The 12,200-nt window shown below is 61.2% G+C and carries 15 protein-coding genes; 11 read left to right on the top strand and 4 right to left on the bottom strand.

What is annotated here, in order from left to right:
* Nucleotides 1-121: 121 nt before the first annotated feature.
* From ACPQ6D_RS17280 to ACPQ6D_RS17260, 5 genes are all read left to right on the top strand, one after another.
* The gene (locus tag ACPQ6D_RS17280; RefSeq protein WP_423225598.1) at nt 122-844 is read left to right on the top strand and encodes a DUF8198 family protein; all 723 of its coding nucleotides are present in this window, start codon (nt 122-124) and stop codon (nt 842-844) included.
* Nucleotides 845-1,061: 217 nt separating this feature from the next.
* Entirely contained in the window at nt 1,062-2,087 is a 1,026-nt protein-coding gene (locus ACPQ6D_RS17275; RefSeq protein ID WP_423225597.1) for a hypothetical protein, read from the top strand.
* On the top strand, nt 2,084-3,511 hold the full coding sequence (gene pyk, locus ACPQ6D_RS17270) for a pyruvate kinase (protein ID WP_423225596.1): 1,428 nt from the start codon (nt 2,084-2,086) through the stop codon (nt 3,509-3,511). Before ACPQ6D_RS17275 ends, pyk begins: the two co-directional genes overlap by 4 nt.
* Nucleotides 3,508-5,037, top strand: coding sequence for an O-antigen ligase family protein (locus tag ACPQ6D_RS17265; protein ID WP_423225595.1), 1,530 nt, complete (start codon nt 3,508-3,510; stop codon nt 5,035-5,037). The genes pyk and ACPQ6D_RS17265 overlap by 4 nt, the downstream gene beginning before the upstream one ends.
* A gap of 11 nt (nt 5,038-5,048) precedes the next feature.
* Complete coding sequence (locus tag ACPQ6D_RS17260) at nt 5,049-5,189, top strand: hypothetical protein (RefSeq protein WP_423225594.1); 141 nt, start codon at nt 5,049-5,051, stop codon at nt 5,187-5,189.
* A 67-nt stretch (nt 5,190-5,256) separates the two neighbouring features.
* On the opposite strand, the gene ACPQ6D_RS17255 is transcribed toward ACPQ6D_RS17260, so the two are convergent.
* A complete protein-coding gene (locus ACPQ6D_RS17255; RefSeq protein ID WP_423225593.1) occupies nt 5,257-5,634 on the bottom strand; it encodes a type II toxin-antitoxin system VapC family toxin in 378 nt (125 codons plus the stop codon).
* On the bottom strand, nt 5,621-5,857 hold the full coding sequence (locus ACPQ6D_RS17250) for a type II toxin-antitoxin system Phd/YefM family antitoxin (protein WP_423225592.1): 237 nt from the start codon (nt 5,855-5,857) through the stop codon (nt 5,621-5,623). Before ACPQ6D_RS17250 ends, ACPQ6D_RS17255 begins: the two co-directional genes overlap by 14 nt.
* A 213-nt stretch (nt 5,858-6,070) precedes the next feature.
* On the opposite strand from ACPQ6D_RS17250, the gene ACPQ6D_RS17245 reads away from it, so the two are divergent.
* From ACPQ6D_RS17245 to ACPQ6D_RS17230, 4 genes are all read left to right on the top strand, one after another.
* Nucleotides 6,071-7,126 carry a PAS domain-containing sensor histidine kinase gene (locus tag ACPQ6D_RS17245; protein ID WP_423225591.1) on the top strand — a complete coding sequence of 352 codons (1,056 nt, stop codon included), beginning with the start codon at nt 6,071-6,073 and terminating at the stop codon, nt 7,124-7,126.
* Nucleotides 7,113-7,772, top strand: a complete 660-nt coding sequence (locus tag ACPQ6D_RS17240) for a response regulator (protein WP_423225590.1) — start codon at nt 7,113-7,115, stop codon at nt 7,770-7,772. Before ACPQ6D_RS17245 ends, ACPQ6D_RS17240 begins: the two co-directional genes overlap by 14 nt.
* Before the next feature lie 185 nt (nt 7,773-7,957).
* Nucleotides 7,958-8,275, top strand: a complete 318-nt coding sequence (locus ACPQ6D_RS17235) for a hypothetical protein (RefSeq protein WP_423225589.1) — start codon at nt 7,958-7,960, stop codon at nt 8,273-8,275.
* Nucleotides 8,275-8,688 carry a type II toxin-antitoxin system VapC family toxin gene (locus ACPQ6D_RS17230; protein WP_423225588.1) on the top strand — a complete coding sequence of 138 codons (414 nt, stop codon included), beginning with the start codon at nt 8,275-8,277 and terminating at the stop codon, nt 8,686-8,688. Before ACPQ6D_RS17235 ends, ACPQ6D_RS17230 begins: the two co-directional genes overlap by 1 nt.
* A 56-nt stretch (nt 8,689-8,744) precedes the next feature.
* Here ACPQ6D_RS17230 and ACPQ6D_RS17225 read toward each other — a convergent pair whose 3' ends face one another.
* Nucleotides 8,745-8,879 (bottom strand): hypothetical protein, encoded by a 135-nt coding sequence (locus ACPQ6D_RS17225; RefSeq protein ID WP_423225587.1) that lies wholly within the window; start codon nt 8,877-8,879, stop codon nt 8,745-8,747.
* 213 nt (nt 8,880-9,092) lie between these two features.
* Between ACPQ6D_RS17225 and ACPQ6D_RS17220 the strand changes: the two genes are divergently transcribed.
* Both ACPQ6D_RS17220 and ACPQ6D_RS17215 read left to right on the top strand, forming a co-directional pair.
* Nucleotides 9,093-9,344, top strand: coding sequence for a DUF4242 domain-containing protein (locus ACPQ6D_RS17220; RefSeq protein WP_423225586.1), 252 nt, complete (start codon nt 9,093-9,095; stop codon nt 9,342-9,344).
* 242 nt (nt 9,345-9,586) lie between these two features.
* A complete protein-coding gene (locus ACPQ6D_RS17215; protein ID WP_423225585.1) occupies nt 9,587-10,309 on the top strand; it encodes an SGNH/GDSL hydrolase family protein in 723 nt (240 codons plus the stop codon).
* 162 nt (nt 10,310-10,471) lie between these two features.
* On the opposite strand, the gene ACPQ6D_RS17210 is transcribed toward ACPQ6D_RS17215, so the two are convergent.
* The gene (locus tag ACPQ6D_RS17210; protein WP_423225584.1) at nt 10,472-12,031 is read right to left on the bottom strand and encodes an ATP-binding protein; all 1,560 of its coding nucleotides are present in this window, start codon (nt 12,029-12,031) and stop codon (nt 10,472-10,474) included.
* Between the last annotated feature and the right edge of the window lie 169 nt (nt 12,032-12,200).

The raw sequence follows: 12,200 nt of genomic DNA, 5'->3' as shown, positions 1-12,200 counted from the left end.
CGTTAGGTTTCATCTTGAACTGGCCTCACTTGTGCTTTCAGACACAAGTATAGGCGGAAGGCGCGCGCAAGGCAGCGACTTTTGTCTCATACGGCCCTCATTGTTGTATAATCGGCAAGCTATGAATGAAACACCCAAGCCAACCGATGCTGTTCGCCTGCTTATGCAGTTACACCGGCATCAGCAGTCTGTTCACCAATCGCTGTCGCGAGCGGCGCTGCCCCCGTCTGAGGTTTTCTTCCGCGCCTGGCAATCGCAGCGCCTGGCGCGCACACATGCTGATCTGCTCGCCAGCGATCGTTACGGTCCGGGCTGTCGTTTTTTTCTCGATCACATCTACGCCCCACGCGATTTCAGCCAACGAGACCAGGACGTGGAGCGCATGCACAACTTCATGCTGCGTTTCCTACCCGAGCGCATGCTGCACACGCTCACGCTGACCATCGAGCTGAACAACCTGACGCGCGCGCTGGATGCCCAACTGCTGGACGTGCTGGTGAATCAACTGGGCGTCACCAACTCCTTGACCCCGCAGCAGTACGCCAGGGGCTACCAGTTGTGCGACAACCTGGACATCCGTCGTTATCAGATTGAACTAATTGGCGAGGTGGGCCGCGGCATTGATCGCCTGACGCGACTGCCTTTCATTACGCTAACTTTACGCCTGGCGCACGGACCGGCTTATCGCGCGGGCTGGATTGAGCTGCAGGATTTCCTTGAGCAGGGTTTTGCTGCGTTCAAGCACATGCAAGGCGCGGACTATTTTCTGCAGACCATTCAGCGCCGCGAACTGCGCATCCTTGACCAACTCATGAGCAACGCGGCGGATCCATTCGCCATTTGATTGATCTTCTGGCTAGACAACCATTCTGATGTGTGCTAAACTACTTGCGCCGCCACGCGCGACCAATCATCGCACTCAGCCATCCGTCTACCACTCGACCGCTTGTCGTTGCTGTCCAGTGGTCGGACGCAGGCCTGGGTCGGGCGGTGCAAAATCTGAAGGTAATGCAACGGGGGCAGCGCCATAGGCTGGCTCCCGTTTTTAATGGAATGCACGTATGGCAAGTAATGCCCTTTATTCCTCCAATGCCGCGTATGAACGCTTCCATCGCGTGCAGGGTCAGGCGCTTGTCCGTCAAATTCTCAATTCGTTGACGGGCAAGTCAGATCGTCTGATGTCTTACGATGAAGTAAAAGACCTGCTGCTGGCCCGTGGGCAGATCAAGATGCGCGACACCCAGATGATTCGGCTGGACCGAATCGTCGGCAGCGTGGGGCGCTACCGCGACTTCGACCGCTACTTCGTTCCCCTCAGCGGCGCCAATGCCGAGCGCTGGAAGCGGATTGACATGGCCCTCAACCGCCTGGAAGACTTGCCGCCGATCGAGGTCTACCAACTGGGCGAAGTCTACTTTGTGCGTGACGGCAATCACCGCGTGTCGGTGGCGCGCGCCAACGGCCTGAGTCATATCGAAGCGTGGGTCACGGTGATTGATGTGCCGGTTGAGCTGCCTCCCACGGTGCAGCCTGACGAAATGATCATCAAGATCGAGTACGCTCATTTTCTCGATCAGACTGACCTCAACACCCTGCGGCCTGATGCGCACATCGAGCTGACCGAGCCAGGCCGCTATCAACAACTCCTGGAGCACATTCACGTCCACCACTATTACTTGGGGCTGCAACATCAGCGCGATGTGCCCTATCAAGAGGCGGTGGAAAGCTGGTATGACCATGTCTATCTGCCCAATGTGCAGGTGATTCGCGATAGCGATATTCTGAGAGAATTCCCCAAGCGCACCGAGGCCGACCTCTATCTCTGGATTACCTATCATCGCGATCGCCTGCGCGAACGCTATGGGGTTGACATTGACCTGCTGACGGCGCTCACTCATTTTGCCAAGCGTCACAGCGAGCGACCGTTGCCGCGGGTCGTCAAAGCGGTGACGCGTACAATCATGGCCGCCATCGAAGCCGCCACCGAATCCGCGGCGCCGCCCATGCCCCCACAATCTGAGGAACCAGCCCTCCTCAGCCTGGATGACACCGATCTCGATCCACCAAGGGAGATGATTTACCAATGAACCAAGCCCGTCTGCGCACAAAGATCATTTGCACCATTGGCCCGGCCAGCCGCGAACCAGATGTGTTGAACAGTCTGATCGCCGCCGGCATGGACGTGGCGCGGCTCAATTTTTCGCACGGCGATCATGCCTTCCACGCAGATACCATCGCGCGCGTGCGCGCCGCGGCGTCAGCGGCCGGCAAGCCGGTGGCGCTGCTGGCCGATCTGCAAGGCCCCAAGCTGCGCGTGGGCGAGATGGGCGCCGGCCTGCTGCTGGAGGCAGGCAAGACCGTCGTACTTACGACAGCGCCGCTGATCGGCCAGGCCGGCCTGGTGCCGATTCAGTACGCCGAGCTGCCTGGCGTCGTCCACCAGGGCGAGCGCATTCTGCTCGACGACGGCCTGCTGGAACTGGAAGTGCGGAGCGTCTCTGGCCAGGAGATCACCTGCCTGGTGCTGACCGGCGGCTTGCTGACCTCCAAAAAGGGCATGAATCTGCCAGACGCTTCTCTGAGCATCCCCGCCATCACGGACAAGGATCGCGCCGATCTCGCTTTTGCCCTGGGCCAGGGCGTGGATTGGGTGGCGCTCTCCTTTGTGCGCAGCGCCGCCGAAGTGCGCGAGCTCAAGGCGCTCATTCGAGCCGCCAACCCACTCGATCAACCCACGCTGGTGATTGCCAAGATCGAGAAGCCCCAGGCGGTCATCGCCATCGAGGAGATCATTGCGGATGCGGATGGCATCATGGTGGCGCGCGGCGACCTGGGCATCGAGATGTTGACCGAAGAGGTGCCGGTGATCCAGAAGCGCATCATTCGCCTGTGCAATCAGGCTGGCAAGCCGGTCATCACCGCGACGCAGATGCTCGACTCGATGATGCGCAACCCGCGACCGACGCGCGCCGAAGCCTCGGACGTAGCGAATGCGGTTTTCGATGGCACCGACGCGGTGATGCTCTCCGGCGAAACGGCCAGTGGTCAATACCCGGTGGCGACCGTGCAGACGATGGCGCACATCGTTCAGCAGGCTGAACAGGCCGCGAGTTGGAGCCTGCGCTTCACCGATGAATCGGTGGTCAAAGTGACCGTCGCCCAGGCCGTGGCCCATGCTTCCTGCGAGACCGCGCGCGATCTCAAAGCGAAGGCCATTATCGCCCCGACCCTTTCTGGCAGCACGGCGCGGCTGGTCGCGCGCTTCCGGCCCCAAGCCCCCGTGGTCGCGGTGACGCCCAGCGCGCAGACGCAGCGCCAGCTCATGCTCTCGTGGGGCATCTACCCCTTGCTGGCCGACCGCGAGACCACCACCGACCGTATGCTGGCCGACGCCATCCGCGCAGCGCAGCGTCAGGGCTTTGTCAACCTGGGCGACACAGTGGTGGTCACGGCCGGCAGCGTGGGCAGTCAGCCCGGCGCCACCGATCTGATGAAGGTGCACGTGGTATGAGCGCGCGTTCCTGGCCTCCTGACGCCGCGCCAGGTGTCGCGCTGGGCGCCAGGCCGAGGCGATGGTGGGATTGGCGCCGTCTGTCGGCGGCGCTGATGGAAGGCGATCCGCGCGCCACGCGGCGCACCCTCTGGTGGTTGATCGGCCTGGCGGCGGCGGCGCTTGGTCTCTACGTGGCCGTGTTGGGGCCAACCTACGCCCTGGCCGGCGCAGTTGGCTTGGCCGCCGCCATCCTCGTCTTGCGCAGCACGCGTTGGGGTTTCATCGTCCTCGCCGCCGTCATCTGGATTCTACCGTTTGCGGCGTTCCCGTTCAAACTCGGTTTCACGCCCACCTTCCTGGACGCCGCGCTGCTGGCCCTCTTCTTCGTTTGGCTGGTGCGCATCGCCACGGGCCAGGATCGCGCCTTCGTCTTTTCGCCGTTAGGCGGCCTGGTGCTGCTCTTCCTGGCCCTGGCGATGTTCACCTTTGTCATGGGCGCCACGCACGCGATGCCAACGCAGCAGATTATGCGCCAGTTCATCGAAGTGGTGATCAGCATTGCGCTCTTTTTTGTGGCCGTCAACGAGATTCGCACCCGCGAGGATGTGGACTGGCTAACCCGCGTCCTGATCATCGGCGGCGGCGTTTGCGCGCTGATCGCGGTCGTCTTCTATGTCATCCCCGACGCCTGGACCGTGCGCATCCTGGACGCGTTGGCGCGTTTGAAATACCCTGGCGGCTACGGCGCGCTGCGCTACATCGAAGATGATCCCAACAATCCCATGCGCGCCATTGGCCTGGCTGTGGACCCCAATGTCTTGGGCGGCATGATGATCCTGGCCGCGGGACTGACCGCGCCGCAGTTTTTCAGCCGTTCGTCGCTCCTGCCGCGCGTGTGGATCAGCGCCATTTTCGTCGTGCAGGTGTTGGCGCTCTACCTGACCTACTCGCGCTCCGCGTTGATGGGCCTGGGCATCTCACTCCTGATCCTGGCCAGCCTGAAATACCGCCGCTTGCTCCTTCTGGGGGTGCTTGGTGCGGCGCTCCTGCTGCTCTTGCCGCAGACCCAAGCCTACGTGGCGCGCCTGCTGGCCGGGCTGCGCGGCGAAGACCTGGCGACGCAGATGCGCTTTGGCGAATACAAGGACGCCCTGCTGCTTATCGGCCGCTATCCCTGGTTTGGCGTAGGCTTCAGCGGCACGCCGGACATTGATATTTACATCGGCGTCAGCAGCGCCTATCTGCTGATGGCGGAAGAGATGGGACTCTCTGGGCTGCTGGTTTTCCTCACCGTCATCGCCGGTTTCTTTGCCTTCCTCTGGCGCACCTGGCGCCACGGCCTGGCAGCCGGGCGCGATGCCGTCCTGTTGGGCCTGGGCGGCGCGCTGGCCGGCGCGCTCGCGGCCGCCGCGCTCGATCATTACCTCTTCAACCTGACCTATCCGCACATGAGCAGCCTCCTCTGGCTGTACATTGGCCTGGCCGTCGCCGCGGCCCTGGTCGAGCGCGCGGCCCCGGCCGCAGCGACGAAGGAAGATTTCTGAGGAAATCAAACATGGTTAAGCGTGACATCGGACAGAAAATTCTGGATGGCATCCAAGAGATCAACGCTTTCAAAGCAGGTCAGGGTGAACTCCGGACGCCTCACGACGTCGAAACGGTCATCAACACCAATGAAGTCGAGGCGCGAATCTGAAACCTGTCCTACCCATTCGATTTGGAAATGTCCAAACGAGCCTCTAGGGCGAGTTTCTGAAGGACACTTACGCCCATCTGGCATGCGTGTAGTGCTGGAGGATGTTACGATCCTTTGACAAGAGGATATTGTCGTGCAAGGCCGCGTTGGCTGTGATCAGGCGGTCGAAAGGATCACGCGTCCAGGTGCATGTCAAGGCTTGCGTCACGATGAGATTGAACGGTCTGGTGCAGACCTGTAGCCCGATGCGGTTAACCAGGTCGGTCACGACGCTGTCTGGCGTTTCTGCAATCCGCTGGATTTCAAACAGGTACTGCAATTCCAAGCGCACGACAGGTGAGATACGAATTTCGTTGTCGTTGATCAGCCTTTGCGCTGTCGCACTGAACTTGTCGGTCAACCCTGAGAAGAGCCAGACAACGACGTGGGTATCAAGGTAGATCAAGGCTTACCTCCGCTTCCCAGCTGAGGGTAACCAGTTCTTCGGGATCACCCTGGATCACATCCGGCCGATAGACAAGGTTTTGGAACTTGTCTGCCTTCTCGACCGGCACAATGCGTAATTTTCGCTCTCCCCGTTTGACCTCGATGGGCAGGCCGCTGCGCAATACCTCATCGAGAAGTTGATAGATGTTCGCTCGTAATTCGGTGGCAGATACCGTCTTCATCTTTCCTCCCTATGGAACACATACGAACGTACGTTATTGAAATGCCTGTACGTACATTTTAGTCGCGCAGCATCAGTTTGTCAACCGCGTAACGGAACATTCACCCTGCCAAGACCTGCTGGCTTGGTCAGAGCCGTAAACTCAGCTATAATTTTGTGGTTTGACTTTCTGGTTCCGGCTTGCCCGGGTTAGGGGCGAAGGAATGGTAACAAGGTGAGTAGTCAATCTAACAGCGCACGTCGGGCTGGCGAGCAGCGCTACCGCCGCCTCTTCGAGTCCGTGCCCATCTGCATTTTCGTGGCCGACCTGACCGCTGGCTCCGTGACGATCCTGGAGGCTAACCGCCGGGCGGGGCTGGTCTACGGCTACACGCCCGCCGAGCTAATGGGCATGCCGGCGCTCCAACTCGTGCCCGACGATGCCAGGCCAACAGTCCTTGCCCTCATGCAGCAGGTCCGGCATGGCCAGACCGTGATGGTCGAGACCACCAACCAGCATCGCGACGGTACGCGCTTTCCCGTACGCGTGATCGCCGCACCCGATGCGACGGACGCCGGCCGCATGATCGTCACGGTGGAAGACATTAGCGCGGAAAAGCAGCGCCGCACTGAGGCCGAAGCCATTGACGCTGAGCGCCGGCGCATCGCCCACGAGATTCACGACGGCGTGGCGCAAAACCTGGCCGGGCTGCGTTTCAAGTCGGCTCTGTGGTCTCACCTGGCCGACGGCGCGCCACCCGGGATGCGCGCTGCGCTGGACGAGCTGCAAGCCGTGCTGATGGCCGCCATCATGGATCTGCGCCGCGCCATTTTCGCCCTACGTCCGGTGGACCTGGAGGCGCTCGGCTTCTTCCCGGCGCTGGCGCAGTTGGTGGGCGACTTTGGCGACCAAAATCAACTGGCGGCCCGGCTCGAGGTATCTGGACGGCAAGAGGCCCTCTCCTCGGCCTATGAATTGCCCTTGTTCCGCATTATGCAAGAAGGCTTGAACAACATTGGCCAGCATGCCGGCGCCAGTTCGGTGCTGGTGCGGCTGACGGTAGATGCCGCTGGCGGCGTCGCCGTCTCGCTGCGCGACAACGGCCGCGGCTTCGACCCCAGCCAGCTTGGCCCGACCGATCAGGCCGGCCATTTCGGCCTGCGCCAGATGCGCGAACGCATCCTGGATCTGGGCGGCACCCTGGACATCCGCAGCGCGCCCGGCCAGGGCACGGAGTTGGTTATCACCTTGCCGCCGCGCACCCAAGAGGTCAACCATGCCGCGGATTAGGATCCTGATTGCCGATGACCACACCCTGGTGCGCCAGGGCTTGCGCCAACTTTGCGAAGGGCTTGGGGGCTATACAGTTGTGGCCGAAGCGGCGCACGGCGCTGAGGCGGTGGCGCTGGCGCGCACGACGCAGCCGGACGTGATCTTGATGGACATCGTGATGCCCGATGTAGACGGAGCGGAGGCCATTCGCCAGATCATGCGCGAGACCCCCACGGCTCGCATCATCGCGCTGACCATGTATCGCCAGGAGCAGTACATGCTCGACGCCATTCGCGCCGGCGCGCGCGGCTATCTGCTCAAGACCGTGGACGCCCACGAGTTGATTGCGGCCATCGAGGCCGTGCACCGGGGCGACTACCTCATGGACCCCATCATCGCCGCCCGCGTGCTCAGCGAGTTGCACCTGGGCATGCCGGAACTGCCGGCCGTCGAGCTGCTGACAGAGGGCGAGATGGCTATCCTGCGCCTGGTCGCCCAGGGCGTTGAAAACCAGGACATTGCGCAAGCGCTCAACTACTCCGTCTACACCGTAGCCAACCGGCTGCGCACCATCTACGAAAAACTGCACGTGACCAACCGCACCCAGGCCGCGCTCTATGCCCTGCGCCAGGGCTGGGTTGCGCTGGACGAGCTGTCCGCGTAACCGCAGTCTGGAGATTGTCCTCGCTCTACCTGCTCCCATTGTTCGCGGCGCCTTCTTCGTAACATTGACAGCAGTTACCTGTCCGGTGCTTGTTCGCGAAACACGCTTGCCTAGCCGTCAATTCTGAAGTATACTGCGCCTGCCGCTACTTCACCTGATGATTTAAGAGAAGGGAGCAGGATCCGATGGGCAGAACAGCAGCCGAGTCAACACCAGATTACCGTGTCCAATTCGATCTATCGCCAGCATTATACCGATGGCTGGTGAATGAAGCAGCGCGCCGCTCTGCGCCTCTGGATCAGATCATCCCGCAGATGCTGGAGCATTTTGCCCAAACAGAGGAGCCGGATTTCGACATCACCCAGACTCGCACCTGGCAACTCTGTGGCGCGCTGGAAGTGTCGGAACCAGACCCTCAATATATCGTTGGCCGCGATGCGCAGGGCCACGAAATCACCAACTACGCCGAGCACGTGGACGATCTGCTTAACCGAGGTGGCTAATGGCCGAGATCATCGCAGATACATCGGCTCTCATTGCCTTTTTCGTGAGAACGGAAGCGCACCACCAGGATGCTCAACAGTACGTAGCGACGCATTCGAACATGCGTTGGGTCATCCTGGAATCGGTGTTTGATGAGACAGTGACATGGTTTCGAGCCAAGGTTTCGCCGAAGGCTTCTATCATGATCGGCCGCGTCATGCGAGAAGAACATCATTATGTCAATCTATCCGACGATGACGATACCGCGACTTGGGAAGCCTTTTGCCGGTATGACGATAAAGCTTGGAGCTATACCGATTGCTCGATCCTGGTGATGGCTAAGCGTTTAGGCATTTCGCAGGTTTTCGCGTTCGATGACCACATCCGGCAGATGGCGGGCTTGGGGATTTCGTCTGTGCCAGTTACAGCTTAGCGAAGAAGGCCAAACGTGACAGCGCTGAACGATCGGCGGTTGGTAGATCGCTAGATTCAGACGCGATCAACCGGCTGCGCACCATCCACCAAAAGCTGCACGTGACCAACCGCACCCAGGCCGCGCTCCATGCCTTGCGCCAGGGCTGGGTTGCGCTGGACGAGCCGTCCGCGTAACCGCAGCACTTCCAATATAAACAGTCTTCTTGACCGCGCGCGCCCTTCTCCTCAATTACAATTTATCTTCGTGAAACTGCCCCAAAAGTAGATCAATTTATGTCTATCACCGCGCGGGGAATGGGCGTAAGATGAACACAGATCAACAACCCGTGCCGGTGCGGCATGGACATCAATCACTCTCGGTATCGAGATACAAGACTCACTAATGAAGGGATTGTCTAGAATATGCCGCTCTATATGGATATTCACGAACATGTGGAAGGGCTGACTGCGGAAGCGGTCATCAATGCCCACGCACAAGACCTCGAGACTCAGGCAAAGCACGGTGTGAAGTACCTGAATTATTGGTACGACGTAAGCCAGGGCAAAGTCTTCTGCCTGGTCGAGGCGCCAAACAAAGAAGCAGCCAACGCGGTGCATCGCGAGGCCCATGGACTCGTCGCAGACCAGATTATCGAGGTCCAGGAGGGCGCGTAGCGTTGGAATTGGCGCCTGCCAGCGGGAAACGCAAACGGTTAGCCCGCTTCTTTATGAGTGGAGCGGCACCAAGGCCATAGGAGGCTATTATGGACGACAGAAAAATCCTTCACCGGATTGGCTTTGGATTAGTTTTAACACTCTCTTTGTTGGTTGGGTGTAGCGCACCGGCAGCGCCTAAACCACAACCTACCCCAACGGCCACCGCAACACTTACGCCAACGCCGGCGCCCTGGTCGCTCGTGGCTGTTGGCGATTCGTTACTATTCAACTGGAAGGACTACTGTCCTGGCTGTATCAACGCCGTCGTCCGGTATGCCCATAGCATCACCGAGGCAACCGGCCACCCCGTGGATCTCCGGAACCTCTCCCAGGCCAATGGGCTGCAGACCGACGGTTTGCTCGAAGAGCTGCAGACCGACGTCCAACGGCGCGAGGCGCTCGCCAATGCGGACATCATTGTCGTCAGCATCGGCGCCAACGACTCCCCCTTCAACCGTGACGACGACCCGTGCGACGGTGACAGCAGCGGCACGATTGACTGGTCGAAGTTCAATCCGACCTGCGCGGCTACGGCGGCGGAGATCTTCCGCCCGAAACTCGAGAGCGTTTTTGCCCAGATCGTCGCCCTGCGCGCCGGAAAGTCAACCATCTTCCGGACAATCACCCCCTACAATGACTGGCTCGGTGGGATAGACTCCGCCAATGGCAACGTTACCCCGCCCGAAGCCACGAACCCAACGCGCGCCGTCTACGACGCGTGGAGCGCAATGATCTGCAAAGCGGCGCAGGCGAACGGATTTACCTGCGCGGACACCTACCATGCGTTCAACGGCCCGGACGGTCTGAAGGCTATCGCAGGCGACCTTACCATCAGCAAAATGAACGGACACCCCTCGGACAAGGGCAGCGAGGTCATTGCGGGTGCCCTGGCGAACCTCGGTTATGCCCCGCTCGTGCCGTAAGGGCTGCCACGGAATCCGTCATCCCCCCCCTGGCCTCTTGGCTGTGTCACTGGAGGACGCAGCCAAGGGGCCAAGGGGCGGCGGCTAGTCCAATCAGTGAAAGACTCTCGCCACAGAAGTTGGATTGCTGCATGTGGCCGTCCATCGCTACCCAGGGTCGCGTCAGGCGCGGATGAGCGTAATCGTGCGTCCGGCCGGCGTCGCGGCGGGCTCAGCCGTGGTGCGTTTGGCGATGGGGAGTTGGCCGCTGCGCCGGTCGAAGATCACCAGCCAGCCGCCGGGCAGGCCAAGCCCGTCCAGGTAGGCGTCGAGCTGCACCAGTCCGTCAGCCAGGGGGTCCTCCTCGCCATCGCGCCACACCTTGAGTTCGATCCCCAGCGTCACCGGCTGCGGCCCACCGTAACGCAGGCAGAGGTCCATGCGCCGCGTGCCGATCGCATACTCGCGGTCAAGCGTGCCATTCCCGTTCACCACGCGGTGCAGAAAGGCCATCATCACCAGCTGCGCGGCCACCTCGTGATAGTGCACGCTGCCTAGCAGCGGCTGGCCGTGTTGGCGCCAGAAGGCGAGAAACGCGGTGAGCAGCTTATCCGCGTCCAGGCCGCCATCGGGTTTGAGCCAGGTCGGGCTAATCTGCGGCAGCGAAGCCGTGGTGGTGTAGGCGAGCACGCGCGGCAACACTTCCCGGTAGATCGGATTGGCGATCACCAAGCCGCCAGCGCCGTCGAAGCGGCAGAGCCCCAGGTCAACCAGGAAGCGAATATCGTCCTGCGGCACGTCGCTCAACGACCCTCCAGTCAACATCGGCTCGATGACGCGGCGCACGCGCGGTTCGCGCAGCCGTTCGGCCAGGCTGTCCAGGTGGGTGTCCTGGCGCTGAATCAGAATCTCCTTGGCGGTCAGAATGTGCTCGGGCGTGATGGCAATCGCCGGATCGGGGGCCACCTCCATCACCGCCCGGCGCGCCAAAGCGTTGACTAGCCACGGCTGTCCTTGGGTCAATTCATAAGCCAGCGCCACGGCCTCGGGCGTAAAGCGTTGGCCGGTCTCCGCCGTATGCTGGCCATAGAGTGTTGTCACGTCGTCAGCGGAAAAATCTCCCAGCGTCAGCGACTCGGTTTTGATATTGAAGGGACTGGCCGTGTTGAGGCGCTCGCTGCCGCCCGAAGCCACCTTGTAGTCGCGCACGTCGCGCAGACCGATGAGGGCAAGAGACCAGGGAAAGCTGCGTGGGCGGTCGAAGTAGCCCGTGCGCAATTGGCGCAGCAAGGAGATGAGCGCGTCATTGCGCAGGGCGTCAATTTCGTCAATGAAGAGCACCAGCGGCCGCGGCGCGGCTGTGGCCCACATCTGCAGTGCGCGGCCAATGCGGGCGCCTGGGCGCGCTTCGGGCCAGGGTGGCGGCTGCAAATCTGGTGCCAAGCGGGCGCTCATGGCACGCTGCCACTCGTCTAGAATCGCCAGTTCCGCCGCGCCGGGGTCGTCATTGAAGGCTGCCCCCACCTCGACGGAGACGAGCACGGCCACATAGTCGCCAGAGGCGGTCAGTTGCTGCGCCAGATTGGCCATCGCGGTCGTCTTGCCGCTCTGGCGCGGCGCATGGATGACGAAGTAGTTCTGGTCGGCCACCAGGCGGCGCGCCAGCGGCACGCGTGCCGCGGCGGGCAGCATGTAGTGGATCTCGGGCTTGCACGGCCCGGCCACATTGAAACGGCGTGGCATAGCGTCCTACCTCCTAGTTTCGATGTCGCTCTGGTCGGGTAACTTGAGGACAATCTTGTAACATTATACCACACCGTGTTGACCGCTACGCCATTTCGTGACCGCCTGGCCGCTTCTCTTGCCCCTCTCTGCTCAGACCCCTTCTCTGCCTCCCAATCACAATTTATTG

This window comes from Candidatus Amarolinea aalborgensis, assembly GCF_900491745.1.
GTDB classification, from domain to species: Bacteria; Chloroflexota; Anaerolineae; order SSC4; family Amarolineaceae; genus Amarolinea; species Amarolinea aalborgensis.
The sequence above is the reverse complement of the archived record's forward strand: the minus strand, read 5'-3'. Positions and strand labels throughout refer to the sequence as shown.